Origin of the sequence: Billgrantia ethanolica, from assembly GCF_021404305.1 — a bacterium.
Taxonomy (GTDB): domain Bacteria; phylum Pseudomonadota; class Gammaproteobacteria; order Pseudomonadales; family Halomonadaceae; genus Halomonas; species Halomonas ethanolica.
On sequence record NZ_JABFTX010000003.1, the window covers coordinates 1 to 23,278 of the forward strand.

Annotated in this window: 26 protein-coding genes, 1 tRNA gene and 1 rRNA gene; 14 read left to right on the forward strand and 14 right to left on the reverse strand. The window is 65.2% G+C overall.

Going from position 1 to position 23,278, the window contains the following annotated elements:
• Positions 1–83: ribosomal RNA gene (gene rrf / locus HOP53_RS21725) — 5S ribosomal RNA — on the forward strand; the annotation flags it as partial.
• A gap of 272 nt (positions 84–355) precedes the next feature.
• Positions 356–559 carry a hypothetical protein gene (locus HOP53_RS12975; RefSeq protein ID WP_234270445.1) on the forward strand — a complete coding sequence of 68 codons (204 nt, stop codon included), beginning with the start codon at positions 356–358 and terminating at the stop codon, positions 557–559.
• A 125-nt stretch (positions 560–684) separates the two neighbouring features.
• On the opposite strand, the gene HOP53_RS12980 is transcribed toward HOP53_RS12975, so the two are convergent.
• Positions 685–1,497 (reverse strand): Tim44 domain-containing protein, encoded by an 813-nt coding sequence (locus HOP53_RS12980; protein ID WP_234270446.1) that lies wholly within the window; start codon positions 1,495–1,497, stop codon positions 685–687.
• A gap of 96 nt (positions 1,498–1,593) precedes the next feature.
• Between HOP53_RS12980 and HOP53_RS12985 the strand changes: the two genes are divergently transcribed.
• The gene (locus HOP53_RS12985; protein ID WP_234270447.1) at positions 1,594–2,169 is read left to right on the forward strand and encodes an isochorismatase family protein; all 576 of its coding nucleotides are present in this window, start codon (positions 1,594–1,596) and stop codon (positions 2,167–2,169) included.
• 20 nt (positions 2,170–2,189) lie between these two features.
• On the opposite strand, the gene yaaA is transcribed toward HOP53_RS12985, so the two are convergent.
• Together yaaA and HOP53_RS12995 are read right to left on the reverse strand one after the other, a co-directional pair.
• Positions 2,190–2,969: a peroxide stress protein YaaA gene (gene yaaA / locus HOP53_RS12990; protein ID WP_234270448.1), complete on the reverse strand. Its 780-nt coding sequence runs from the start codon at positions 2,967–2,969 to the stop codon at positions 2,190–2,192.
• A 110-nt stretch (positions 2,970–3,079) separates the two neighbouring features.
• Positions 3,080–4,111, reverse strand: a complete 1,032-nt coding sequence (locus HOP53_RS12995; protein ID WP_234270449.1) for an NADP(H)-dependent aldo-keto reductase — start codon at positions 4,109–4,111, stop codon at positions 3,080–3,082.
• A gap of 241 nt (positions 4,112–4,352) precedes the next feature.
• On the opposite strand from HOP53_RS12995, the gene HOP53_RS13000 reads away from it, so the two are divergent.
• Complete coding sequence (locus HOP53_RS13000; protein WP_234270450.1) at positions 4,353–4,871, forward strand: tetratricopeptide repeat protein; 519 nt, start codon at positions 4,353–4,355, stop codon at positions 4,869–4,871.
• Positions 4,872–4,926: 55 nt separating this feature from the next.
• Positions 4,927–5,448, forward strand: coding sequence for a 3'-5' exonuclease (locus tag HOP53_RS13005; protein WP_234270451.1), 522 nt, complete (start codon positions 4,927–4,929; stop codon positions 5,446–5,448).
• Here the strand turns inward: HOP53_RS13005 and HOP53_RS13010 are convergent.
• The 8 genes from HOP53_RS13010 to HOP53_RS13045 all read right to left on the reverse strand — a co-directional run bounded on the left by HOP53_RS13010 (position 5,432) and on the right by HOP53_RS13045 (position 10,210).
• Complete coding sequence (locus tag HOP53_RS13010; protein WP_234270452.1) at positions 5,432–6,403, reverse strand: NAD(P)H-quinone oxidoreductase; 972 nt, start codon at positions 6,401–6,403, stop codon at positions 5,432–5,434. The genes HOP53_RS13005 and HOP53_RS13010 overlap by 17 nt on opposite strands.
• Positions 6,404–6,413: 10 nt before the next feature.
• A complete protein-coding gene (locus tag HOP53_RS13015) occupies positions 6,414–6,971 on the reverse strand; it encodes an LOG family protein (RefSeq protein ID WP_234270453.1) in 558 nt (185 codons plus the stop codon).
• Positions 6,972–7,049: 78 nt separating this feature from the next.
• Positions 7,050–7,571: a DUF501 domain-containing protein gene (locus HOP53_RS13020; RefSeq protein ID WP_234270454.1), complete on the reverse strand. Its 522-nt coding sequence runs from the start codon at positions 7,569–7,571 to the stop codon at positions 7,050–7,052.
• Positions 7,543–7,872 carry a hypothetical protein gene (locus HOP53_RS13025; RefSeq protein ID WP_010630238.1) on the reverse strand — a complete coding sequence of 110 codons (330 nt, stop codon included), beginning with the start codon at positions 7,870–7,872 and terminating at the stop codon, positions 7,543–7,545. Before HOP53_RS13025 ends, HOP53_RS13020 begins: the two co-directional genes overlap by 29 nt.
• Positions 7,873–7,957: 85 nt before the next feature.
• Positions 7,958–8,428 carry a Cys-tRNA(Pro) deacylase gene (gene ybaK, locus HOP53_RS13030; protein ID WP_234270455.1) on the reverse strand — a complete coding sequence of 157 codons (471 nt, stop codon included), beginning with the start codon at positions 8,426–8,428 and terminating at the stop codon, positions 7,958–7,960.
• Positions 8,425–8,838 carry an acyl-CoA thioesterase gene (locus HOP53_RS13035; protein ID WP_010630236.1) on the reverse strand — a complete coding sequence of 138 codons (414 nt, stop codon included), beginning with the start codon at positions 8,836–8,838 and terminating at the stop codon, positions 8,425–8,427. The genes ybaK and HOP53_RS13035 overlap by 4 nt, the downstream gene beginning before the upstream one ends.
• Before the next feature lie 79 nt (positions 8,839–8,917).
• Entirely contained in the window at positions 8,918–9,733 is an 816-nt protein-coding gene (locus HOP53_RS13040) for a hypothetical protein (protein ID WP_234270456.1), read from the reverse strand.
• 42 nt (positions 9,734–9,775) lie between these two features.
• Entirely contained in the window at positions 9,776–10,210 is a 435-nt protein-coding gene (locus HOP53_RS13045) for a hypothetical protein (RefSeq protein ID WP_234271051.1), read from the reverse strand.
• A 33-nt stretch (positions 10,211–10,243) separates the two neighbouring features.
• Between HOP53_RS13045 and HOP53_RS13050 the strand changes: the two genes are divergently transcribed.
• On the forward strand, positions 10,244–11,422 hold the full coding sequence (locus HOP53_RS13050; RefSeq protein WP_234270457.1) for a MalY/PatB family protein: 1,179 nt from the start codon (positions 10,244–10,246) through the stop codon (positions 11,420–11,422).
• 52 nt (positions 11,423–11,474) lie between these two features.
• Here HOP53_RS13050 and HOP53_RS13055 read toward each other — a convergent pair whose 3' ends face one another.
• A complete protein-coding gene (locus HOP53_RS13055) occupies positions 11,475–12,407 on the reverse strand; it encodes a thioredoxin family protein (protein WP_234270458.1) in 933 nt (310 codons plus the stop codon).
• A 198-nt stretch (positions 12,408–12,605) separates the two neighbouring features.
• On the opposite strand from HOP53_RS13055, the gene HOP53_RS13060 reads away from it, so the two are divergent.
• From HOP53_RS13060 to HOP53_RS13070, 3 genes are all read left to right on the forward strand, one after another.
• On the forward strand, positions 12,606–13,274 hold the full coding sequence (locus tag HOP53_RS13060; RefSeq protein ID WP_010630231.1) for a vWA domain-containing protein: 669 nt from the start codon (positions 12,606–12,608) through the stop codon (positions 13,272–13,274).
• Positions 13,275–13,390: 116 nt separating this feature from the next.
• On the forward strand, positions 13,391–14,371 hold the full coding sequence (locus tag HOP53_RS13065; RefSeq protein ID WP_234270459.1) for a kinase: 981 nt from the start codon (positions 13,391–13,393) through the stop codon (positions 14,369–14,371).
• Entirely contained in the window at positions 14,361–15,242 is an 882-nt protein-coding gene (locus HOP53_RS13070; RefSeq protein ID WP_234270460.1) for a protein phosphatase 2C domain-containing protein, read from the forward strand. The genes HOP53_RS13065 and HOP53_RS13070 overlap by 11 nt, the downstream gene beginning before the upstream one ends.
• A gap of 394 nt (positions 15,243–15,636) precedes the next feature.
• On the opposite strand, the gene HOP53_RS13075 is transcribed toward HOP53_RS13070, so the two are convergent.
• A tRNA-Met gene (locus HOP53_RS13075) sits at positions 15,637–15,713 on the reverse strand.
• Positions 15,714–15,913: 200 nt separating this feature from the next.
• On the opposite strand from HOP53_RS13075, the gene phbB reads away from it, so the two are divergent.
• Positions 15,914–16,660 (forward strand): acetoacetyl-CoA reductase, encoded by a 747-nt coding sequence (phbB, locus tag HOP53_RS13080; protein ID WP_234270461.1) that lies wholly within the window; start codon positions 15,914–15,916, stop codon positions 16,658–16,660.
• 57 nt (positions 16,661–16,717) lie between these two features.
• Here the strand turns inward: phbB and HOP53_RS13085 are convergent, their stop codons facing one another.
• Complete coding sequence (locus tag HOP53_RS13085) at positions 16,718–19,501, reverse strand: DUF349 domain-containing protein (RefSeq protein WP_234270462.1); 2,784 nt, start codon at positions 19,499–19,501, stop codon at positions 16,718–16,720.
• A 279-nt stretch (positions 19,502–19,780) separates the two neighbouring features.
• On the opposite strand from HOP53_RS13085, the gene minC reads away from it, so the two are divergent.
• The 4 genes from minC to sbcB all read left to right on the forward strand — a co-directional run bounded on the left by minC (position 19,781) and on the right by sbcB (position 23,257).
• Positions 19,781–20,515, forward strand: coding sequence for a septum site-determining protein MinC (gene minC / locus HOP53_RS13090; protein ID WP_234270463.1), 735 nt, complete (start codon positions 19,781–19,783; stop codon positions 20,513–20,515).
• Positions 20,516–20,569: 54 nt separating this feature from the next.
• Entirely contained in the window at positions 20,570–21,388 is an 819-nt protein-coding gene (gene minD, locus HOP53_RS13095) for a septum site-determining protein MinD (protein WP_010630225.1), read from the forward strand.
• Entirely contained in the window at positions 21,385–21,636 is a 252-nt protein-coding gene (gene minE / locus HOP53_RS13100; protein ID WP_010630224.1) for a cell division topological specificity factor MinE, read from the forward strand. The genes minD and minE overlap by 4 nt, the downstream gene beginning before the upstream one ends.
• Before the next feature lie 130 nt (positions 21,637–21,766).
• Positions 21,767–23,257, forward strand: a complete 1,491-nt coding sequence (gene sbcB / locus HOP53_RS13105) for an exodeoxyribonuclease I (protein ID WP_234270464.1) — start codon at positions 21,767–21,769, stop codon at positions 23,255–23,257.
• Positions 23,258–23,278 lie beyond the last annotated feature (21 nt).

Sequence of the window (23,278 nt, forward strand, 5' to 3'; positions counted from 1 at the left end):
CCCATGCCGAACTCAGCAGTGAAACCGCTCAGCGCCGATGGTAGTGTGGGGCCTCCCCATGCGAGAGTAGGTCATCGTCAGGCACTTCTTCAGAAACCCCGGCCAACTGGTCGGGGTTTCGCCGTTTAGACCCCTTATCTATCCAAACCCCGAGCTTAGCCGAGCTCGGGGTTTTTCTTTGTCTGTCGTTTGACTAAGAGCGGTCGAGTCATCAGGTCACAATGTGAGCGAGATGGGCAGTTTCGATCTATTTCGTGGGGCTTGGGAACGTCCTTGGAGAGAGAAAGTCGGTTATAAGAGAATGCGATTCGATAGCAGCTTAGCCGAGGGTGAGGCTTAGCCAAGGATGATGTCTATGAGAAAAACCGTACTGCCCACAGTGCTCATATTGCTGGCCCTGAGCGGGCTTGGGGGCTGTGATGGACCCAAAGCCGGCGAGAGAATGGAGCGTAACATCGATCGCTCTATGGAAAATCTGCAGGAAAGGTGGGACGCGGTGGGAAAGGATATTCAAGAGGATGTCCGCGAAGAGGCTGCGAAAAAAGAGAACCGAGCATGAGTCGGTAGGTTTCGACTTACGCCAGATGAAGGTGCTGGCTGTCGAGAGGTTGTGGCCTAGTCGCTGGCTGGTGAGAATGCAAAGAAAAGGCCGACACAGTGTCGGCCTTTTTCATGTTCTGTGACTCAGCGGTTCTGTTCGATGCCCTGGAGATACCACGGAGCGCCTTCGCGCATCTCACGAATCAGGTGCCAGGTCTCGTTGAATTCGGTCTGTTCGCCGTTCTCGTCGAGAATGCCGTGGAAGAGGACGGTGGCCTCGGCCTGCTTGCCGACTTCGCGCACGTCGCCGAGTTCGGCGAACAGGCGCACGGTCTCTGTGCGATTGTTGGCCGGATGCTTGCTGCGCTCCTCGCGCAATAGATTGTAGAGCTCGGGGGTGACGTACTCCTGAATGCCGCTGAAGTCATTGTTATCCCAGGCGCGCTGCAGCGTCATGAAGTGCTCCTTGGCGCCGGACAGGAAGCGCTCGCTATCGAACCACTCCGGGAGGCTGTTGAAAGTGCCGCCCATGGTAGCGCCGGGAGCCGGCTGGAAGGCCTGAGGGGCTGTGTGCGGCTGGCTATCGGCCGGCTGAGGGCCGCCTGCCACGGCGGTACGGCGACGTGCCAACAGCCGGAACAGCAGAAAGCCGAGGCCGGCAATGAGTAGTATGTCCATCAGGCGCAGCTCGTCGAAGGCGCCGCCGAAGAACAGCGCGGCCAGCAGGCCCCCTGCCAGCATGCCGCCCAGCATTCCGGGCATGCGCGAGCCGGCGGCCTGGTTGGGCTGAGCCTGTCGTGCCGGGGCGGCCTGGTTGGGTGCGGCGGCTGGGCGGTCGGCGGAGCGAGAGAAGCTGCCGACGTTACCGCCGCCGCCCATGCGGCGGGCTTCGGCATGTTCGACGGCCAGGCCGAAGCCCATCACGGCGACCATGAGCATGACCATAAAGTGACGCATCGCTTGGTTCCTCTGCAGGATTGAGGGGAAAGTAGAATTTGGATGCTCCATTCTAGCGGCTATGCTGGGGAAAGTGCTGAAAAATGGAGAAAAGCCATGCGCTTGAAGAGTGAAAACAGCATGCTGCTGATCGTCGATCTGCAGGCGGGGCTGCTGCCGGTCATCGATGGCGGTAACCAGGCCGTTGCCGAAGCACAGTGGCTTGGCGGGCTCGCCTGTGAGCTGGACGTTCCGGTCTGGCTGACTGAGCAGTATCCGGAGGGGCTTGGCGGCAGCGAGCCGCGGCTGCTGGAAGCGCTACCGGACTATCGACTGTGGCAAAAGGTGCACTTCAATGCCCATGCCGAGTCGGATTTTGCCGCCGCGCTGGAAAAGAGCGGCAGGCGTCAGATCGTGCTGTGCGGCAGCGAGGCGCATATCTGCGTGATGCAGACCGGCCTCGGGCTGCTGGAGGCGGGCTATGAGGTGTACTGGCTCAGCGAGGCGGCCGTCAGCCGGCGTGCCGAGGAGGCCTGCCTTGCCCGAGAGCGAATGACGAGAGCCGGCGCCACGCCGGTGACGGCCGATATGGTGGCCTACGAGTGGCTCGAGCGCTGTGACGACAAGCGCTTTCGTCGGATCCACCGGCGTTTTCTCAAGCCCCGAGCCTCACGCCCGCTGCGCTTCTATTGATTCTCCGTGATCGGTCGAGCTCAGTGTTGCGCTTCGCGTCGAGTGAAGACTAGGGTATCGCCCTCTGACATGGCGGGATTGAAGGCGTAACCCGCCGCGTCGAACTTCCTGAGGGCCTCGGGATCGTCCAGGCGCTGACGAATCATCCAGGCGGCCATCAGACCGCGAGCTTTCTTGGCGTAGAAACTGATGATCTTGTAGCTGCCGTTCTTCTCGTCCTTGAACACCGGTGTGATGACCCGGGCATTCAGTCGCTTGGTGTCGACGGCCTTGAAATACTCGTTCGAAGCCAGGTTCACCAGTACCTTGGAGCCGCTCTCGGCAATGGCCCGATCGAGCGCCTCGGTCAGCGTGCCCTGCCAATAGGCGTAGAGGTCCTTGCCGGCCGGGTTGGCCAGTCGCGTGCCCATTTCGAGGCGGTAGGGCTGGATCAGGTCGAGCGGCCGCAGCAGCCCATACAGGCCTGAAAGAATGCGCAGGTGACGCTGGGCGAACTCGTTGTCGGCGTCGCTGAAAGAGGCGGCCTCGAGACCCACGTAGACATCGCCCTGGAAGGCCTGGGCTGCCGGCTTGGCGTTGTCGGGCGTGAAGCGCGGCTGCCATTCGGCGAAGCGGGCGGCGTTGAGACCGGCCAACTTGTCGCTGATGCCCATCAGTTCGCTGAGCTGCTGTGGGGAGTAGTCGCGCAGGATCTTGATCAAGCGTTGGCTGTGGTCGATAAAATCCGGCTGCGAGTGGATGGCCGTGGTGGCCGGGGTCTCGAAATCCAGCGTCTTGGCCGGCGAGATCACGCTCAGCATGGGGCACTCCTGTAGCAGATGGGACGAATCGAACGAAGCGTGATTATATCAACCGCCGCGTAAAGACGGGGCTATCGATGCAATAGCCCTCGCCGATACCGGCCCAACCCTCAGGGGCAGGGGTTGGGAATGCGCCGGTGTACCTCTTCGATCGCATCCAGCACGCTCTGCTCGAGCTTCAGCGACTCGCTGGCGAGGTTGTCCTCGAGCTGCTCCATGGTGGTGGCGCCGATGATATTGCTGGTCAAGAAGCTGCGCGAATTAACGAAGGCCAGCGCCATCTGGGCCGGGTCGAGGTCGTATTCGCGGGCAATGTCGACGTAGGCGCGGGTGGCCTGTTCGGCCAACGGTGAGGTGTAGCGCTGGAAGCGCTCGAAAAGCGTAAGGCGCGCGTTCGCGGGGCGGGCGCCATCCAGATACTTGCCCGAGAGTACGCCGAAGGCCAGCGGCGAGTACGCCAGCAGACCCACGTTCTCGCGATGGGCGATCTCGGCCAGGCCGACTTCGAAGGAGCGATTGAGCAGATTATAGGGGTTCTGAATCGAGGCAACCCGGGGCAGGTCGAGCCGCTCTGCGAGCTGCAGTGCCTTCATCACCCCCCATGGCGTCTCGTTGGAAAGGCCGATGGCGCGCACCTTGCCGGCATCCACCAGCTCCTTGAGCGCAGAGAGGGTCTCTTCCAGCGAGACGGCACTCTCCTCTTCGTCGTGTTCGTAGCCCAGACGTCCAAAGTAGTTGGTTGAACGTTCGGGCCAGTGGAGCTGGTAGAGATCGACGTAGTCGGTGCGCAGCCGCTCGAGGCTGGCATCGATGGCCTGATGGATATGCTCCCGGTTCAGGCGTGGGCCGCCGCGGATGTGATCGAGTCCCGGGCCGGTGACCTTGGTCGCGACGATCACGTCGTCGCGGCTTTCGCGGCGCTTCAGCCAGCTGCCGATATAGGCCTCGGTGCGCCCTTGCGTCTCGGCACGGGGCGGTACGGGATACATTTCGGCCGCGTCGATGAAGTTGATGCCGAAGGCTACGGCGCGGTCGAGCTGATCGTGGGCGTCGGATTCGCTGTTCTGCTCTCCGAACGTCATGGTGCCCAGGCACAGGCGGCTGACCTCGATACCCGTGTCGCCAAGCGGTCGCGTCTGCATCATCGCTCCTGTTGAAAGTCGAATCGGTGGCGAGCTCGTTGCCTATCCAGAGCCATGCTAGCCGAGCCCTACCAAGGCAGCAAATCTAGGGGTTGAGTCGTCGGCGGGGCGGGCGTATGCTGGCCACCCTCAAGCGGCCCCGGCGGAGTCCCGCGGCGCGTTCAGACAGGCCATGACGACGACCACAGGGTGGTGCCACGTCATCTGGCTGGTTTCAGACGAACCCAAGGTTGTTTGCACGATGACGCAGGCATCATCACTGTTCACCCGACTCGAATACCGTCTTGCAGAACAGCTGTTTCACACGCGCTGGTTACCACGCTCTCCGCGTACCCAGCGTTTGACCATGCACCTTTTCGAGCGCTGCGCCGATGCCGGTCATCCTGGCGCGCTTTCGCTCTACGGGCATATGCTCTTTCAGCGTGGGGTCAGTCCTCAGGACAAGGCGCGTGGCGCTCGCTATGTGCTCGAGGCCGCGCAGGCCGGCAATCTCAAGGCTCAATACCAGGCTGGGCAGATTCTCGAGCACGGCTGTGCTCAGTATCCTCGTCGTGAGGCGAGTGCCGTAACCTGGTATGCCCGTGCCGCTGAGGCAGGGCATCCGCTTGCCGCTATACGCCTGGCGCAAGCCTACCGTCTGGGTGAGCTGGGGCTGCCGGTGGACAGAGTTCAAGCCGCCCATTGGCAGACGCTTGCCGACCGGCATGCGGGTCTGGAGTGTGGCGAGCTGGACAGGGACGACACTCAAGCCCGACACTAACCCCACTTGCCGCCGCTCTTGCCACGCGGCTCTGCTTTCGAGGATACGTCCATTCGTGACGCTGCCGACACTGCTGGATATCGAGGCGTCCGGATTCGGGCGCGGTAGCTACCCCATCGAGATTGGCCTGGCACGGGCCGACGGTAGCTGCTGCGCTTTCCTCGTGCAGCCGCTGGACGAGTGGACGCACTGGGACCCCAAGGCCGAATTGCTGCACGGCATTTCCCGTGCACGTCTGCAGCGTGAAGGTCTACCCATTGCTCAGGTGGCGCGCTGGCTCAACGATGAACTGAGCGAGATCGGTGTGGCTTACAGCGACAGCTGGGGCTATGACAACACCTGGCTATCGCTGCTGTTTCACCATGCCGGCATGCTGCCCGCCTTTCGCCTCGAGGCACTGCGCATTCTGCTCAGCGAGCGCCAGCTCGGTGCGTGGCACCGCACCCGGGAAGCCTTGGTGAAAGAGCTGGGGATTCGCCGCCATCGCGCCGGAGAGGATGCTCGCCTGCTGCAACTCACCTATCTGCGCACCCGCGAAGACGGCGAGAGCGCCGACACCTCTACCTCTCGCCGCTGACCGCAAGCAGTACCTTGCCGATATTGGCGTCCCGCTGCACATGGGCGTGGGCGGCTTCGACTTCATCGATCGGCCAGGTGCGATTGATCAGCGGTCGAATGTCTCCCTTTGCGAGGCGCGGCCAGACATGGGCTTTCAGCGCATCGAGGATGGCTCCCTTGGCCGCCGGTGGTTGGGAGCGCAGGGTCGAGCCGATAAGCCGCTGTCGCTTCATCAGCATACGACCCAGATCGAGCTCGGCGTGTCGCCCACCCATCAGGCCGATCAGCACCAGGCGTCCGTCGGCGTTCAGCACGCGCTGATTGTCGGCCAGATAAGCGCCACCCACGGGGTCGAGAATCAGGTCGGCGCCGCCCCATGCCTTCACGGCATCCGCGAAGCTGCCTTCGTGGCGATTGAAGACCGCATCGGCGCCCAACTCACGGCAGACGGCAAGCTTGGCGTCACTGCCCGCCGTGACGAAGCAGGAGTGGCCGAAGGCCCGGCAAAGCTGAATGGCGGCAGTGCCGACACCGCTGGCACCGGCGTGCAGCAGGACGCGCTCGTCGGCCGCCAGCTGTCCCACCATGAACAGGTTGAGCCAGGCAGTGGCAAACACCTCGGGCAGTGCGGCCGCCTCGCGCAGGTCCAGACCTTCGGGAATCGGCAGTACCTGCCGCGCATCGACCACCACCTCCTCGGCATAACCGCCGCCCGCCAGCAGGGCGCAGACCCGTTCCCCGGGGCGCAGGCCGTCGACACCGGGGCCGACTTCGCTCACCGTGCCGCTGATCTCGAGACCGAGCACGTCGCTGACCCCGGGCGGCGGTGGATAATGGCCGGCGCGCTGCATCAGGTCGGCGCGATTGACCCCGGCCCAGGCCACTGCGAGGCGTACCTCTCCGGCAGCGGGGCCTGGCGGGGTGGGATGTTCGCGCCAGGCCAGGCGCTTCTGATCGACGGCAATGGCGTACATGGCAGCTCTCCTAGGTGACGGGGCTGGCGAGCCGTGCCTCCAGGGCATCCAGCAGTGCGGCGGGCTCTGTGGCGTCGATCAAGCTGTCACGGGTACGGCCGTTGAGAAAGCCGTGTTCCACCGTGCTGTCGAGAAACGCCAGCAGCGGGCTGTAGAAGCCGGCGATATCAAGCACGCCGATGGGCTTGTCGTGCAGCCCCAGATACTGCCAGGTCCAGGCCTCGAACAGCTCCTCCATGGTGCCGATACCCCCGGGAAGGGCGATGAAGGCATCGGCATGGGCGGCCATGCTGGCCTTGCGCTCGTGCATGTTGTTCACGCGGATCAGGGTCGGCAGCCCCTCGTGGGCCTGCTCGCGTTCCACCAGGTGGTCGGGCATCACACCGATCACGTTGCCGCCCTTCTCCAGCACGGCGTTGGCCAGCGCTCCCATCAGGCCGATGCGGGCGCCGCCGTAGACGAGGCCGTGTCCACGTGCGGCCATTTCGTGGCCGAGGGCTCGGGTGGCTTCCAGAAAGACAGGGTCCCGGCCATCGCGGGAGCCCAGATAGACACAGAAATTCGACATGCGCTTCTCCTTGGCAAGCCCATATCGTAGCAGCTGCCGACCGTCAGGGAGAGGCTGTGTAAGCGTCGAGGAAAGGAATCAGGGCAGGCAGTCGGCCACGCCGAACTCGGCATCGAGCCACTGACCGACGACGTTGTTGCCGCACAGGTGGTGGGCGTACTGGGTGTGCAGACAGCGCACCTGATCCCAGTTGGCGATGCCGCCAATGCCGCGTTCGCGCATGACGTCCGCATAGCCGAGCCGCTCGACTTCGGCGCGCTGAGCATCGCTCATGTAGCGCCAGCGCCTGTCCACGTAGTCGCGATGACTGGCGTGATAGACGGCGAGAAACTCGGGCTCTTCCTGCAGTCTTGCCTCGAGCTGCTTGATCGCACCGGCCGCTTCGATCCGGGAAATCTCGACCTTGAGGCGCGCACAGCTCAGCCAGTACAGGGTGGGGAACGGCTTGCCGTCGACGATGGGGGCCATGCGCAGCACCAGCGGGGTGCCTTCGCCGTCCACGGCGGCGACGGCCTCGATGCCGCGCGGAGCACGTCCCAACTGATCGGCGATGATCGCGAGCTGGCGGTCGTCAGGCATCTGGTCGGTCTGGATCACCATCATTGCGGTCCCGGATGAACTTGTTGGAGCGGCCCACGGCGCGAAAGAAGGTCCGGTTGAGCTGCTCGGGCGTGGGCACGTAGCCCCGCCACTGGCGTTCGCAGTACTCGTTGGCCCGTGCCATCAGCACGTCGTAGAGGCGATTGAACGGCGCATCATAATCGTAGGGGTCGGCACCGAACAAGCGGATGTGCGGGTAGTCGGCGAAACGCTCCATGAAGTAGCGCTCCAGGTCGGCTTCCACGGCACGATGCTGGGCGACGTTGTCAGGGTCGAGCCAGAGGTTGTAGCGGATGGCCATAAAGGACTCCTGCTGGCGGTGAGTGGCCCCTCTGACGGGTCATGGAAATTTGACCTTGGGAGATCGACTTCGGCTCACGATGGAATCACATCCGCGCCAGCGGGGCCAGGCGCGCCTGACACAGACGGATCAGGTCGGCAGGGGCCAGGGCGATCTCCAGGCCACGTCGACCGCCGCTGACGTGCAGTCGCGCGAGGCTCTCGGCGCTGGCGTCGAGAAAGGTCGGCAGGCGCTTCTTCTGCCCCAGTGGGCTGATGCCGCCCAGTACGTAGCCGGTGGCGCGCTCGGCCTCGGTCGCCTCGGCCATGCCCGCTCGTCGGGCGCCGGCCGCCTTGGCCAGCGCCTTGAGATCGAGCTGGCCGGTCACCGGCACGATGCCCACCGCCAGACGGCCATCGTTGAGACGGGCGATGAGGGTCTTGAATACGCTGTGCGGGTCGAGCCCCAGGGCGTTGGCGGCTTCTTCGCCGTAAGCCGGGGCGCGAGGATCGTGCTCATAGCTGAGCAGCTCGAAGGGAGCCCCGTCACGCTCCAGCACCTTGACCGCGGGCGTCATGCGTCGGTCGGCTCCTCGAGCGGCTGCAGATGGGCCTCGAGTGCCTGGCGCAGTTCGCCCTCGATGGGCACGGCGCGCTTGGTGTCATGGTCGAAGTGCACCATCACGGTGTGGCCCAGATTGGTCAGCTCGCCCTTCTGCCACGCCTCCTGGGTGACGGTGAAAGAGCTGTTGCCGAGGCGCGAGACGTAGGTGCGAATCTCGATCTCGTTGCCATAGTGCAGCTCGGCGCGATAGTCGACTTCCATGCGCGCCATGATCAGCTTCCACTTGCGCGGGTCCAGGTCCGGTGTGAACAGGCGAAACAGGTCGTTGCGTGCCAGCTCGAACCAGGCCGGCAGGCGGGTATTGTTGACGTGGCCGAGAGCATCGGTGTCGTAGAAGGCGGGTTCGACGGTACGCACGAACATGTGAGAGTCCCTTTGCTGTCTTGTGGTCTTGTAGCCTGCCGTTGGCAGGTGGACAGCATTGCCCCGAGCAAACGCTAGGTCAAGAGCCTGTCGCCCGTCTCGTGCCATACCAGGCCTGGAGTCGCATCCATCCGAGCAGCCACAGAGTTGCCACGGCGAAACCGGCGAGAGTGCCCCACAGCAGACCCAGGGCGGCATAGGTGAGCGAGACGCACAGGGCATAGCAGAGCAGTGCGCCGAGCCCGGCCGGATAGTGCTTGATCACCGTGGCGGCCGGCGCGGCGCCGTGGGTGAGGTGCAGGATCACCAGCAGGGGGTACATCGAGATTGGGAAGGCCGCCAGCATGCCGGCCCAGGACGTCGGCAGCACATGAGCCAGACCGGTGACCAGGAAGACGATGGCGGTGGCGAGGCCGGCGCGCAGCAGCAGCGGCCGCCAGCGCGAGCCGCCGGAGCGTGCCTTGGTACGGGCTTCCGGCACGTGGCGATAGAGCCAGGTAAAGACGAAGATGGCCGCCAGGGTCACCAGCGTGCCGCTCAAGCGATCGAGCTCGAAGCGCGTCAGCACGAGGCTCGTCAGCCACCAGGCAACGAGGCCGCCCGCCGTGCCGCTGAGCACTCCCTTCAGGCCGTCGTGCCTGCCGCATATGAGATAACCGCCGCCCAGCGCCATGGTGGCAGTGAAGCCCGCCAGGCTGTAGACGGCGCTCTCGGCGGCAAAGCCCGGCGAGATCTCCAGACCGATGAAGAACAGCGCGATCGCCGTGCCCAGGGGGTAGCCGGAGAGCAGGCCGGCCATGCGCGTGCTGACACGCTCGGCGACCAGCGAGAGCCCGAGCACGATGCCGATCGATACTGCGAGCTTGGCCAACTGCCAGCTCAAGGGAACGTCCATGAGTCTTCCTTGTGGTGAGGCTATACCAGGCTTGTGATGAGGCTATACCAGGCGCAGGCCCTGGCGATCGGCCCAGGCGGCTCCCACCGCATGGGTCAGCTTCTCCTGCAGATGTTCCGGCAGGACGGCGCGCGCTTCGTCCACGCTGGCGAAATCGCGGTTGCGCAGCCAACAGTAGGCCCAGGCGCAGGCCTCGTCGTCGCTCTTCGGTACCGGATGCGCCGGCATCTGTATCAGCAGGAAGGTGGCGGTACGGGCTGCCCACAGGGGGATGTCGTCGCCCGCTTCGGATTGGCTCCATGCCTCCAGGGCCTTGCCGTCGGGAGTGGCTTCCGGTTCGCCCAGGCGAGCGACACGCGCGGTCTCGGCCAGGATCAGCGCGAGGCGGTCCGGGTCGCCCTGCCCCAGTTGCCGCCACTGCGCGATCGTTGCCGACATACCGCGGCGTGCCTTGGCATAGAAGCCGCTTTGCGGCATGGTTTCGCTCATATCTGCTTCCGAGGAAAGAACATGGAGTTCGATTTTGCCACGCCCATCGAGCGACGCCACCCCGAGGGGGGCGATTGGCCGTCGCAGAAATGGCATCGTTATGATGCCAGCATACTGCCGCTGTGGGTGGCCGACATGGATTTTCCCTCGCCACCTCAGGTGATCGAAGCGCTAAGGGCGAGGGTCGACCACGGCGTGTTCGGTTACGGGACGGTACCCGACAGTCTCGAACAGACGCTCTGCGAATGGAGTGCACGGGAGTACGGCTGGGCCATCAAGCCGGAGTGGCAGCTGTGGCTTCCCGGCGTGGTGCCGGCGCTGCATCTGGCCAGCCTGGCGCTGACTGAGCCGGGTGAGGGCGTGCTGACGGTCACGCCCATCTACCCGCCGTTTCTCAAGGTGGCGGAGCGCACCGGGCGCGTGTCTCAGCAAGTGGCCCTGGCCGAGCCGGCCGGCCCCGGTGAGCCATGGCGGCTCGACCTGGCGGCGCTCGAGGCAGCCATTACGCCCGAGACCCGGCTGCTGCTGTGGTGCCAGCCGCACAATCCCACCGGGCGGGTCTGGCGACACGAGGAGCTGGCCGGCCTGGCGGCGCTGGTCGAGCGGCACGACCTGCTGGTGGTCTCCGACGAGCTGCACTGCGATCTGCTGCTGGATGAAGATGCCAAGCACCGGCCGTTGGCAGCGGCTTTCCCCGAGCTTGCGGCACGCATCATCACGCTGTGGGCGCCCTCCAAGACCTTCAACCTCGCTGGCCTCACCGCCGCCTGCGCGGTGATTTCCGATGCCTCGCTGCGCCAGCGCTTCGCGGCGGCGGCGCGTGGCCTGCTACCGGACGTCAACGTGCTCGGGCTGGTGGCCGCCGAGGTGGCCTACGGGCAGTGCAACGCCTGGCGGCAGGCGCTGTTGGAGACGCTGCGTGGCCATCGCCAGACACTGATCGAGCGGGTCGCTCAGTGGCCTGGCGTTGACATGAGCGTGCCGGAGGCGACCTATCTGGCCTGGCTCGACCTGCGCCGTGCCGATGGGCTCGCCGGTCGCCAGGGCTCGCCGCAGCAGGTATTGCTGCAAGAGGCGAAGGTGGCGCTTTCGGATGGAGCCGACTTCGGCTGGCCGGGGTTCGTACGGCTCAACTTCGGCACCACTGCGTCTCAGCTCGAGGCGGCGCTGACCCGCCTCGACGGCGTGCTGAAGAGGTGAGCGGCAGCGCCAGGGGAGGTCCCTGGCGCTGCCCGTGCAGGAAGGTGCGGTATCAGTAGAGCAGGGTGAACAGCTTGCGCCGGTAGGTGACGGTCAGCGGATGCTCGGCACCAAGGGCGTCGAACACTCTCAGCAGGGTCTTGCGTGCCGCGTCGTCGTCATAGGCGCGGTCCTTGCGCATCACCTCGAGCAGCCCCTCGAGGCCGCTTTCGTAATCGCCATCGGCAATCTGGCGCATGGCGCGCTTGAAGCGAGCCTCGCTGTCGTCGCGTCCGGCCAGAGCGGCCAGCTCCGCGTCGCTCGGCGCCTCCTCGCGGAACTCGATGCTGGCGCGCACGCCACGAGCCGGGGCGGCGTCCCGCTCCTCGGGGGGGAGGTTGTCGAGCAGGGCGAGGGCCTCTTCGCTGCGGCCTTCCACCACCAGCGCCCGGGCCAGCTCTACCTGATAGGGGTAGTGCTCGGGGTTCTGCTGCATCAGCTGTTCATAGATGTCACGGGCTGTGGCAGCATCGCCCTGGGCCAGGGCCTCGGCGGCCTGCTCCTCGGGGCTGGCCGGTGCATCTTCCGGTGCCGGGAAGTAGCGCGCCAACCATTCGCGGATCTCCTTCTCGGGCAGCGCGCCCTGGAAGTGATCCACCAGCCCGCCCTGGCTGATCAGCTTGACGTCCGGCACTGAGCGCACGCCGAGCTGGGCGGCGATTTCCTGATTCTCCTCGATATTGAGCTTGGCCAGGATGAAGGTGCCGCGATATTCGCGCGTCAGCTTCTCCAGTATCGGCATCAGCGCTTTGCACGGCTGGCACCACGGTGCCCAGCAGTCGAGCAGCACCGGCACCTGCATGGAGAACTCCAGCAGCTGCTGGATGTTGTTGCGATCGACGTCGATGATCAACTGCTCATCGCTGGGCGCCGCCTGGGGCGAAGGTGCTGAGGTGTCTTGGGGCGCCGTCAGGGGGGCGCCGCTGCGAGGGTCGACGATGGACATGGCGTTGGCCTTGCGCAAAGAGGTGAGTTCGTTCGAAAGATGCGGGTAAAGGCGCCGGGATTCAAGGGGCTGAGATCTACGCTGGCTGCGCGTTGGTCAGTCTTCTTCGGTGGGCGCGGCATCCCTGACGGGGCTGTGATAGTCTCGTGTTCGTCCGGTCGAATCGGGGCCGGGCACCCAGACATGAGGATCCATGGGATGGCAACGTACCGACTGAACGGCGACAGCGACCTGATCGACAACCCATCACCTCGCTGTGCATGCATGCTGGTGCTGGATACCTCCGCGTCGATGTTCGGCCCGCCGATCCGTGAGCTGAACGCCGGTGTTCAGGCCTTCATCTCGGCCATTCAGGAGGATGACATGGCGGCCTGCTCCGTCGAGCTCGGCGTCATCACCGCCGGCGGCAAGGTCACCGAACAGTTGCCTTTCACCACGGCCATGAACATTTCCCAGTGTCGGCAGTTCACCGCCTCCGGCCTGACGCCGCTGGGCGGTGCCATGGAGCTGGCGCTCGATCGCCTCGAAGAGCGCACCGCGGCCTACCGCAAGGCCGGTGTCGCCTACTACCAGCCCTGGCTCGTGGTGATCAGCGACGGCGTGCCCACCGACCAGTGGCAGGCCGTTTCGGCCCGGGCGCGGGCCTTGGCCCAGCAGCGCAAGCTGGTGGTAATGCCGGTGGGCGTCGAGGAGGCGGACCTTGAGGCGCTCAGCGCCTTTTCCACGCGGCCGGCCAAGCGCCTGGATGGCCTGAAGTTTCGTGAGTTCTTCCTATGGCTGTCGGCCAGCATGAGCCGTGTCTCGGCCTCCTCCTCCACGACCGAGCAGGTCAAGCTGCCGCCCACCGACAGCTGGGACAGCATCTGAACGGATAGCGAGGCGTATGCGAGATGAGACGACGGCACCAGCCACTGACATGACTACCGCCCGCCCGACCAAGGGTCGATACTGATGACAGGCATGGTGGCGAAGGAGGTCGAGTGGTGACGCCCGCTTTGGTGGTGAGAGATTCGCAGGGCAAGGAGCGCCGCCTCGGCAAGCGCCTGGAGCGCGGTGGCGAGGGCGAGATCTTCGCCCTGCGCGAGCGTCCCGACGTGATCGTCAAATGGTACTACCCCGAGGTGCTCGACCGGCGCGGCGAGGAGCTGCACCGCAAGGTCGAGGCCATGCGCATCCTGCGCGATGCCCACATGACCCGCGACGTCTGCTGGCCGTTGATCCGGGTCTTCGACGAGCACCATCGCTGGATCGGTTTCGCCATGTATCGGGCTCGCGGCGTGAAGATGAGCTTCCTCGCCCACGCGTTGCTCTATCAGCGCTATTTTCCCGGTCTCGACCGGCGCCGTATCGTCGGTTATCTGATCCGCTTCGTCGAAATCGTGCAGCAGCTGCACGAGGCCGGGGTGTGCATCGGCGACTACAACCTCAACAACGTGTTCTGTGTGCCTTCCTCCGACCAGGTCACGCTAATCGACTGTGACAGCTACCAGCTGCGCCTCGACGGCACCTTCTATCCCTGTCCCGTCGGCAGCCCCGACATGACGCCCAAGGAGCATCAGGGCGTCTCCTTTCGCCATACCATCCGCACGCCGCGCAGCGAGGCCTTCTCGCTGGCCATCGTGCTGTTCAAGTGCTTGATGCTGGGGCGTCACCCCTATGACATCGTTGGCGGCGACGATCCGGTGCGTAATCTGAGGCGTGGCAACTTCGCCTACGGTCGCGGACAGCGCGATGTGCCTCAAGGGGTCTGGTACGAGCTCTGGCAGGCGCTGCCCGACACGCTCCGCGACATGTTCGTGACCACCTTCACGGTGGGCGCCGACGCCCCCATTCAGCGCTCGACGCTGCCACAGTGGCACGCGGCGCTGAGCGACTATCGCGAGGCGTTGGCGGCCGGCAAGCAGGTCACGTACCTGGCAACGCCCGGCCGGCCCCAACGTTCGAAGGTACTGCATGCCCGCTGAGTTACCCGCCTTCCCGAGTGAGAGCACATCGTGCTGGTCGACTCTGGCCGTGGCCACGGCCGGCCTGAGCCATGTGGAGAAAACGCCACCCATGCCCTGCCAGGACGCAGCGGGCGGCGTTACGACGCCGCGCCCGGCGCTGGTTCTTACCGATGGTGCCGGCAGCTCGCCGGCCTCGGATCTCGGTGCGCGCACCCTGGTCAGTGGCATGTTGCGGCTGGCCGACACCCTGGAGACCCAACTGGCCTGGCTGCTCGATGGCCGCGAAGCGCCCACAACCGATGCCGTGGCGCAGCTGGCCGGGCTATTGGTGCGCCATGCCAAGGGCTCACTGCACGACCGGGCGGCCGAGCAGTGCCGGCCGGTGCGCGACCTGCGCTGCACGCTGCTGCTGGCGCTGGTAGGCCGCGAGAGAGTGCTGTGGCTCAAGGTGGGCGATGGCGAGCTGGTGCTGGAGCGCGCGGTGCCGGTGAACGCGGCGCAGGAGACGCAAGAGGTGTCGGAAGCTCAGGATGAGGAGGTGCCCGAGCTGATGCCGAGCCTCTGCACGCTGGGCGAGCGCGGCAAGGGGGAGTTTGCCAACCAGACGCTGTTCGTCGATGAACGCCTGGCCTTCGAGCAGGTACAGTACGGTATCGAGACGACGACGGCACTGACCGGCATCGCCCTGATGAGTGACGGCGCCGCCGAGAAGCTGGTCGCCTTCGACGGCGGACAGGTCTCGGGGCAGCTCAGCCACTGGTTCGACGATCTGCGCCGGGGCAAGCTGCGCCAGCGCGACTTGATTCGTCGCTTCTACAGCGAGAGCTTCTGCCGCGGCACCAGCGGCGACGACCGCAGCGTAGCGTTGGCAGCGCGTGATCTGCCCTGAAGCTCCGTACCGTATGAGGTTTGATAGCGAGCAATAAAAAAACCGAGGCTTGTGGCCTCGGTTTTCGCATTGGGTAGCGGGGGCCGCTGCCCTTGAATGGAGAGCGAACCGACGGTCGTCGGGTCAGTGCCCGTGGGGGCAATAAAAAACCGAGGCTTGTGGCCTCGGCTTTCGTATTGGGTAGCGGGGGCCGCTGACCTTGAATGGAGAGCGAACCGACGACCGTCGGGTCAAAGCTTGGCGGCAACAAAAAACCGAGGCTTATGGCCTCGGTTTTCGTTTTGGGTAGCGGGGGGCCGCTGACCTTGAATGGAGAGCGAACCGACGGTCGTCGGGTCAGTGCCCGTGGGGGCAATAAAAAAACCGAGGCTTGTGGCCTCGGCTTTTTCGAACTTGGTAGCGGGGGCCGGATTTGAACCGACGACCTTCGGGTTATGAGCCCGACGAGCTACCAGACTGCTCCACCCCGCATCAACTTGAGGCGTATTCTACGCTTTTTCTGCGCTGTGTCAAGGTGGGGGACGTTGTTAGTGCAAGCGCAGCGCATGTGTCCATAATCACTAAGGGGACAGCTTGAAGGCAATGCCTTCTGCCAGCATCCTGTTGTGGCTGGCCTGCTGCATCAGGCCAAGCACTGCGATTACAAGCGTCATGAATCAGGGAGGTGGAATATGACTCAATCAGCACCCGTAGCGTGGGTCACCGGCGGAACCGGGGGGATCGGTTCGTCGATTTGCCGCGCGCTGGCGGCAGCGGGCTACCACGTGGTAGCGGGATACCACAACCCGGAGAAGGCCAAGACCTGGCTAGAGAGCCAGAAGGCCGATGGATTCGACAATATTTCCTTGTCAGGAGTGGATCTCACCAGCTATCAGGCGTGTGAGGCCGGGGTGAGGGAGATCGAAGAGGCCCACGGGCCGATCAGCGTTCTGGTCAACTGTGCCGGCATCACCCGCGATGGCACGATGAAGAAAATGACGCCCGAGCAGTGGCACGAAGTCATCGATACCAACCTCAACACCGTGTTCAACACCTGCCGCAGCGTCATCGAGGGCATGCTCGAGCAGAAGTATGGGCGCATCATCAACATCTCCTCGATCAATGGCCGCAAGGGCCAGTTTGGCCAGGTCAACTACTCGGCGGCCAAGGCCGGCATGCACGGTCTGACCATGGCGCTGGCCCAGGAGACCGCCACCAAGGGGATCACCGTCAACACCGTGTCGCCTGGCTACATCGCCACCGACATGATCATGAAGATTCCCGAGAACGTACGGGAAGCGATCCGGGAAACCATTCCGGTCAAGCGCTACGGCACGCCGGAGGAGATTGCCAGGCTGGTGGTATTCCTGGCCGACAAGGAGTCGGGTTTCATCACCGGCGCCAACATCGACATCAACGGCGGCCAGTTCATGGGCTGAGGGAGTCTGCAGGATTGAGGGAGGCGTGGCCTCCCTTTTTCGTGTCCCCGCGCCGCGCTAGGGCGGCGGCAGGCGCGTCAGACGGGCCAGCAGCGAATCGAGCTCTCCCACCTCGTGCTGCCAATGCTCGGGAGAGACCGGCCCGGTCGCCAGCAGGTTGCGCAGCACGATGCCGACCTCCTCGGCCTGACTCAGGTCGCGCCCCAGCCCTTCATTGAGACGCTCGACCTGAATGGCCAGGCGCAGCGGTTCATCATGCTGACTGACCCGTCCCATGGCCAGCAGTGAGAGGTGCACGCGCAGGCGTGCCAGCTGTTCATGAACTTCTTCGCTTGAGGGCGGATTTCTTCTGGCGGCGTTACGCTGCTCATGCGCGCGGCGCATGTCCTCGGGGAGCGACGCAGCGGCGTCGATGGGAACCTCGGTCGCAACGCCGTTCTCGAACCAGTCGGCATCGGCGCTCAGGTGGGCATCGAGCAGCGGCCTGCAGGCCTGCCAGCGCTGTACCTCTTCCACCACGGCCAGGCGTGCCAGTCGCTCGCGACGGGTGCGTACGATGCCGCTCCAGCGCCGGCGCATGCCTTCCGTGCGGCGTCCCGAGGGGAGTGGCTCCAGCGATGAGGCGTGCTCGATCGCCTGCTCCAGCACTTGGCCGTCGCTGGAGCGACTGGGCTGCCAGGCGTCCAGACGGTCGATGAGCGCCTGCATGTCGTCCAGGCGCTGGCGTGCTTGCTGGGCACGGTCGTCGCGCTGAGCCTCACGCATGGCAAAGATCTGGTCGCAGGCTGCGCGAAACTCGCGCCACAGAGTCTGCTCCTCCCCGCGAGGCGCGCGACCGAGCTCGCGCCAACGCTGCTGCAGCGCCTTGGCTTTCTCGGCCCGGGTGTCAGAGGGCAATTTCTGCTCGATGAGAGCGTTAACCTCCTCGACGAGGGTGCGCTTGGCGTCGGCGACTTCCTTGGCGCGCTGGTCGATGAGTCCCTGCAGGGTGAAGCGAATGCGGCCGAAGCGTCGTCCGATGGCCTGCGCCTGATCGCGCGGCACCGGCGAATGGCGGCGCCACTCTTCGCGCGCCTGGTCGCGGATACGCCGCAGGGCATCCGGGTCGGCATCGTTGGCAGGGGCGTCGAGCAGGGCTTCGAGCTGTTCGCACAGGCTGGTACGCGCCTCGAGATTGCGTATCCGTTTCTCGGCCTGCCGTTCATGCCAGGGTGCCAGGCGCTCGTGTATGCGGTCAGAGGCGCGGCGGAAGCGCTCGGAGAGCTCGCGGCTGGCCGCGGCATCGCCCAGCTCCTTCCAGTCTCGCACCAGTTGACGGTGGCGGCGGTCGAGTTCGGCATCCGTGATGCCGTTGTCGTTGGCCAATTGGTCGATGGCCTGACACAGCTGCTTGCGCTTGGGGCCGGCAACGTAGCCACGCCAGTCGCGCAGTTCGGCCAGGCGTGCGCCGAGCCGCTTGAGCATCGCTTGATGCGGGTGCAGCTTCGCCGAAGGCAGGGTGTCTGCGCGGTGTTTCAGACTCTGGTGTAGGCGACTGGCACCCTTGAACTCGCCGCGATCCAACAGTTTCTCGAGCTGCTCGAGGTCTTGGGTAAAGCGCGCGAGCCGCGCCTCCTGTCCCTCTTCCGTGGCATGCTCCTGGCCTGCCAGCAACAGCCGGGCACGGGTCAGCGGCGGCGGAGGTGGCAGCTCGTTCGGCCATTGGCAGGCCTCGACGGCGCGGGTCAGAGATTCGACGTCCTGCTCCTGCAGCGCCCGTTCGATGTCGGCGGCATGCGCTTCGAAGCGCTCCCAGGTCCGCAGCACATGGTCATAGTCCGCAAGAATCGCGTCGTAGCGCTTGCGCAGCGTTGCGTCGGTCACGTGCAGGTCCGATAGGGTCTGCCAGCGATTGGCCAGCAGGATCTTCTGAGAGCGCAGGCTGGCGATGTCCTGGCTGGTAAGGCGGTCGCCGCGTGGCAGGCCGGCAAGGCTCTCTTCCAGCGCTTCGAGCAGCGACTCGCGTGCTTCGGCGGCCTGTTCGCGGCGTCGGTCGGTCGCGGCGTTGGCGTGTTCGCGGGCCTCGTGATCCGAGAGGGTCTTGCGGCAACCCAGGCTGGCATCCTGGAAGCGACGCTCCTGTGCGGCGTCGGGCAGGTCGCCGAGCGCTTCCCAGGCACGCACCAAGTGGCGGAAGCGGCCGGCATAGAGGGGCTCCCAGGGCGCGCGGGCGTGGGCCTCCAGCTTCATCAGCAGACTTTCCCGCTGCTCGCGTGCCGCTGCCAGCGTGGCCGCATCGTTACGTAGTCGGTTCAGGCGTTCACGCGCCTGGCGCATGACCTGACGATCCCGGCGCGCCTGCTGGGCCAGACGCTGAAGGCCCTCTTCGCTGGTCACGTGGGCGGCTGCGGCATGGCGTACGGCGGCAATGCCGTTCTCGCAGGCCTGTTCGACCAAGTCCTCTTCGGCCGATAAACGCTCCACGGCGGCCAGCCGCAGCTGCTGGTTGTCGCCCTCCAGGGCCACTCGCGAAAGCAGGACGCGGTTGTCGATGGATGCCACGTAGCGCAGGCGCTGGGCGAGGTCCAGGCTGCCGGCCTGCCCGGTGATCAGAGCGACCAGGCGCCCCAGCAGCTCGGGCTGATCCGGCTGGCGCTGCACCAGGGCAAGCAGGGTGTCGACCGAGTCGATCCTGTCCAGCGCCGCCCGGCGGACCGAGGTGTCCGCATCGAGGCACAGCGCTTCCAGCGCCTGGCGCTGGTCGGGTCGAGCCGGGTCGAGCCGGGCGATGGCCTGTCGTCGAATCTGGGCATCGGGGTGCCGCCAGCGTGGGGCGAAGAGGCGGCTTAGAAATCCGGGCATGGGGCATCCTGAGATTGAGAGGCGCAGCGGCCAGGCTGCGCAGGCCGTTTTTTATTGCTGTCGAGGCGGTGTCTTTCGGCTAATGTATGTTATCTAAGCACGCGCCGCCGCTGTGGAAAAGTCCATCGGAACAGCAGGGTGCGGGCAGGCATCGGTCAGTACCGGCAAATGTCGGCAGGCGCCGGAGGGCTGCGGCTGGCCGTATCACCAGTTGCAGGGGGGATGGGAGTCGCTTAGCTTTAGTCCCACGACCCGACAACACCCCAGTGGAGTCCGGCAATGAGCCTCAAAGTGGACAGGGCAGAGATGGCATTCACCTTCAAGGGGGGCATGCTGCCCATGACGGTCATGGAGTTGGCAAGCGCCGACCCCGAACGTATCCGTGAGCAGCTATCAGGCAAGCTCAGCCAATCCCCCGCATTCTTTCAGCATACACCTGTCGTTCTCAGCGTAGAAAAGCTGGATGAGCCCCACCTGGCCCTTGAGCGAATCTGTGCCGTGTGCCGCACCCACAAGCTGCTGCCGGTGGCCGTGCGCGGTGGTGCCGATCCCGTCAAGCAGTCGGCCTGGGCGCTGGGGCTTGGCTGGTTCCCGCCCACCGATGCCACGCGGGCTCGCACGCTCGAGGAGGTGCCGCCTGCCGACGCGCCGGCGCCGGAGGTGGATAAGCAGCCCGGGGTGGCAAGCGGGGGCCGTATCTATCGCGGCACGGTGCGTTCCGGCCAGCAGGTCAGCGCTCCGGAAGGCGATCTGGTGGTCATCGGCGCCGTCAATGCGGGCGCCGAGGTGCTGGCGGCGGGCAGCATCCATGTCTATGGCGCCTTGCGCGGTCGTGCGTTGGCCGGCATTCATGGCGATACCGGCGCGGGTATCTTCTGCCGTGAACTGCGCGCCGAGCTGCTCTCGGTGGCAGGCACCTACAAGCGTCTCGAAGACATCGACCCTCACTTGCTGGGTTCCTCGGTACAGGTCGTGCTGCGCGATGCCCAACTGGGTATCACCTCGCTGGATTAATCGCGACCGCGCTCTTTTTTCGTCATCCATCTTCCATTCAAAGGAATGTGTAACTTGGCCAAGATCATCGTAGTGACCTCAGGCAAGGGTGGGGTCGGCAAGACCACCAGCGCAGCGGCCATCGCCACTGGGCTTGCGCTGCGAGGCAACAAGACCGTTGTCATCGATTTCGACGTGGGGCTGCGCAACCTCGACCTCATCATGGGCTGCGAGCGTCGCGTGGTTTACGACCTGGTCAACGTGATTCAGGGCGAAGCCGGACTCAATCAGGCCTTGATTCGTGACAAGCGGGTCGACAACCTGCACATCCTGCCGGCCTCCCAGACCCGCGACAAGGATGCGCTGACCTCCGAGGGCGTCGAGCGGGTGCTAGAGAACCTGGGCAAGGATTTCGACTACATCCTGTGCGACTCTCCGGCCGGCATCGAGCGCGGTGCCCAGCTGGCCATGTACTACGCCGATGAGGCAATCGTGGTCACCAACCCCGAGGTCTCCTCGGTGCGCGACTCCGATCGCATCCTGGGGCTGCTCGCCTCCAAGACGCGGCGCGCCGAGCGCGGCGAGGATCCGGTCAAGGAGCACCTGCTGATTACGCGTTACAACGCGGCGCGGGTCGATCACGGTGACATGCTCAACCTCGATGACATCCGGGAAATCCTCGCCATCGACCTGATCGGCCTGATTCCCGAATCCGAGGCGGTGCTGCGCGCTTCTAACCAGGGCGTGCCCGTGACCCACGATGACAACAGCGATGCGGGGCAAGCCTACATGGATACCGTCTCGCGTCTGCTGGGAGAGGAAGTGCCGCTGCGCTTCCACGAGTTCCAGAAGAAGAGCCTGCTGAGCCGTATGTTCGGGGGAGGTCGCCGGTGAAGTTGCTGGAGTTTCTGAAGCGAGAACGCAAGAAGACCGCCTCGGTAGCCAAGGAGCGGCTGCAGATCATCGTCGCGCACCAGCGCAGCCAGCGTGGCCAGCCCGACTACATGCCGATGCTGGAGAAGGAGCTGCTCGAGGTGATTCGCCGTTACGTCCAGGTGGACGATGACGCCATCAACATCAGCCTGGACAGTGAAGACAACTGTTCGGTGCTGGAACTCAACGTCACGCTGCCGCGCAGTTAGACGGCAGCTGAACGAGTCCGGCTGCGACTCGCTAGTCGTACGAGCGGTGCCCGCTGCTTCCTCGGCTGAGTCGTCCGCGGGGCTGTGTTAGGCTGTGCCGCTCAGGACGCAGTCAGGAGACACCGCGCCCATGGCGAAGCCAGATGCCGCCCCGATGACCTTCCTGTGGCACGACTACGAAACCTTCGGCGCCGACCCGCGGCGCGACCGCCCTTCGCAGTTTGCCGCAGTCCGTACCGATAGCGATTTCAACGAGCTCGGCGAGCCGGTCGAGCTGTTCTGCAAACCGGCGGACGACTATCTACCCCACCCGCAGGCGTGCCTGATCACCGGTATCACGCCGCAGCAGGCGCGTCGCCGCGGTCTGCCGGAGGCGGAATTCGCCGGACGTATCCACGCGCTGATGAGCGAACCCGGCACCTGTGCGTTGGGCTACAACTCGCTGCGCTTCGATGACGAGGTGAGCCGCTGCCTGTTCTACCGCAACCTGCTCGACCCCTACTCCCGGGAGTGGCAGAACGGCAACTCGCGCTGGGATCTGATCGATGCGGTGCGCGCTTTCCATGCTCTGCGCCCCGTGGGCATCGCCTGGCCGAAGCGCGAGGACGGCTCGCCGAGCTTCCGCCTCGAGGACCTGACCGCCGCCAACGGCATCGCCCACGAAGGTGCCCACGACGCGGTAGCCGACGTGCGTGCCACCATCGCCCTGGCGCGGCTGCTCAGACAGCGCAACGCACGCCTATTCGACTACCTGCTGGCGCTGCGCAGCAAGCGCGAGGTGGCCAAGCAGCTCGATGTGCCGGGGCGCAAGCCGGTGCTGCACGTGTCGCGGCGCTATCCGGCCAGCCGCGGCTGCAGCGCGCTGGTGATGCCGCTGGCCGAGCATCCCACCAACCCCAACGGCGTGATCGTCTATGACCTCTCGGTGGATCCTCAGGCGCTGATCGAGATGAGCGCCGAGCAGATTCGACAACGCGTGTTCGTCAGCAGCGACGACCTCGCCGAGGGCGAGGCGCGCATTCCGCTCAAGGTCATCCACATCAACCGCAGTCCGGTGATCCTGCCTGCGGCGGCGCTCAAGGACGTCGAGGGTCCGCGTCAGGGTGAATATGGCGAGATCGTCGAGCGCCTGGGGCTCGACCTGGCAGCCTGCCGGGCCAACTGGAAGCGCCTGATGGCCAGTCCCGAGGTAGGGGTCAAGGCCGCCGAGGTGTTCGCTCAGCCGCCGCCCGATGGCCCGCAGGATCCCGATCTGATGCTTTACAGCGGCGGCTTCTTCTCCCCCGCCGACCGCCAGGAGATGCAGCGGGTGCGCGACGCCTCGCCCTGGGATCTGGTCGATGCGCGTTTTGCCTTCCAGGACCCCCGGCTGGAGGAGATGCTGTTCCGCTATCGCGCGCGCAGCTATCCCGACACCCTCAGCAGCGAGGAGCAGGCGCGCTGGGAGGCGTATCGCTGGGATCGGCTGAACGATGCCGCCGTGGCCGGCTTCACCCTGAGGGACTTCGCCCGTGAGATCGAGCGCTTCAATCAGGTGGCGCTGAGCGACCGCGACCGGGCGATTCTCGAGGAGCTGGTGATGCATGTGGAAGCGATGATGCCCGCCCAGGCCTTCGGCTGACGACGTACGGCCAGACATGAC

What these genes read in the sequence shown, in the direction of transcription:
- phbB (WP_234270461.1), top strand. Translation starts at nt 15,914, where the DNA reads ATGACTCAATCAGCACCCGTAGCGTGGGTCACCGGCGGAACCGGGGGG.
- HOP53_RS13020 (WP_234270454.1), bottom strand. Translation starts at nt 7,571, where the DNA reads ATGGTGATCCAGACCGACCAGATGCCTGACGACCGCCAGCTCGCGATC.
- sbcB (WP_234270464.1), top strand. Translation starts at nt 21,767, where the DNA reads ATGGCGAAGCCAGATGCCGCCCCGATGACCTTCCTGTGGCACGACTAC.
- HOP53_RS12995 (WP_234270449.1), bottom strand. Translation starts at nt 4,111, where the DNA reads ATGCAGACGCGACCGCTTGGCGACACGGGTATCGAGGTCAGCCGCCTG.
- HOP53_RS13025 (WP_010630238.1), bottom strand. Translation starts at nt 7,872, where the DNA reads ATGGCCATCCGCTACAACCTCTGGCTCGACCCTGACAACGTCGCCCAG.
- HOP53_RS12975 (WP_234270445.1), top strand. Translation starts at nt 356, where the DNA reads ATGAGAAAAACCGTACTGCCCACAGTGCTCATATTGCTGGCCCTGAGC.
- ybaK (WP_234270455.1), bottom strand. Translation starts at nt 8,428, where the DNA reads ATGACGCCCGCGGTCAAGGTGCTGGAGCGTGACGGGGCTCCCTTCGAG.
- HOP53_RS13060 (WP_010630231.1), top strand. Translation starts at nt 12,606, where the DNA reads ATGGCAACGTACCGACTGAACGGCGACAGCGACCTGATCGACAACCCA.
- HOP53_RS13055 (WP_234270458.1), bottom strand. Translation starts at nt 12,407, where the DNA reads ATGTCCATCGTCGACCCTCGCAGCGGCGCCCCCCTGACGGCGCCCCAA.
- HOP53_RS13040 (WP_234270456.1), bottom strand. Translation starts at nt 9,733, where the DNA reads ATGGACGTTCCCTTGAGCTGGCAGTTGGCCAAGCTCGCAGTATCGATC.
- HOP53_RS13010 (WP_234270452.1), bottom strand. Translation starts at nt 6,403, where the DNA reads ATGTACGCCATTGCCGTCGATCAGAAGCGCCTGGCCTGGCGCGAACAT.
- HOP53_RS13035 (WP_010630236.1), bottom strand. Translation starts at nt 8,838, where the DNA reads ATGTTCGTGCGTACCGTCGAACCCGCCTTCTACGACACCGATGCTCTC.
- minC (WP_234270463.1), top strand. Translation starts at nt 19,781, where the DNA reads ATGAGCCTCAAAGTGGACAGGGCAGAGATGGCATTCACCTTCAAGGGG.
- HOP53_RS13050 (WP_234270457.1), top strand. Translation starts at nt 10,244, where the DNA reads ATGGAGTTCGATTTTGCCACGCCCATCGAGCGACGCCACCCCGAGGGG.
- HOP53_RS13070 (WP_234270460.1), top strand. Translation starts at nt 14,361, where the DNA reads ATGCCCGCTGAGTTACCCGCCTTCCCGAGTGAGAGCACATCGTGCTGG.
- HOP53_RS13000 (WP_234270450.1), top strand. Translation starts at nt 4,353, where the DNA reads ATGACGCAGGCATCATCACTGTTCACCCGACTCGAATACCGTCTTGCA.
- yaaA (WP_234270448.1), bottom strand. Translation starts at nt 2,969, where the DNA reads ATGCTGAGCGTGATCTCGCCGGCCAAGACGCTGGATTTCGAGACCCCG.
- HOP53_RS12985 (WP_234270447.1), top strand. Translation starts at nt 1,594, where the DNA reads ATGCGCTTGAAGAGTGAAAACAGCATGCTGCTGATCGTCGATCTGCAG.
- HOP53_RS13015 (WP_234270453.1), bottom strand. Translation starts at nt 6,971, where the DNA reads ATGTCGAATTTCTGTGTCTATCTGGGCTCCCGCGATGGCCGGGACCCT.
- HOP53_RS13085 (WP_234270462.1), bottom strand. Translation starts at nt 19,501, where the DNA reads ATGCCCGGATTTCTAAGCCGCCTCTTCGCCCCACGCTGGCGGCACCCC.
- HOP53_RS12980 (WP_234270446.1), bottom strand. Translation starts at nt 1,497, where the DNA reads ATGCGTCACTTTATGGTCATGCTCATGGTCGCCGTGATGGGCTTCGGC.
- HOP53_RS13045 (WP_234271051.1), bottom strand. Translation starts at nt 10,210, where the DNA reads ATGCCGCAAAGCGGCTTCTATGCCAAGGCACGCCGCGGTATGTCGGCA.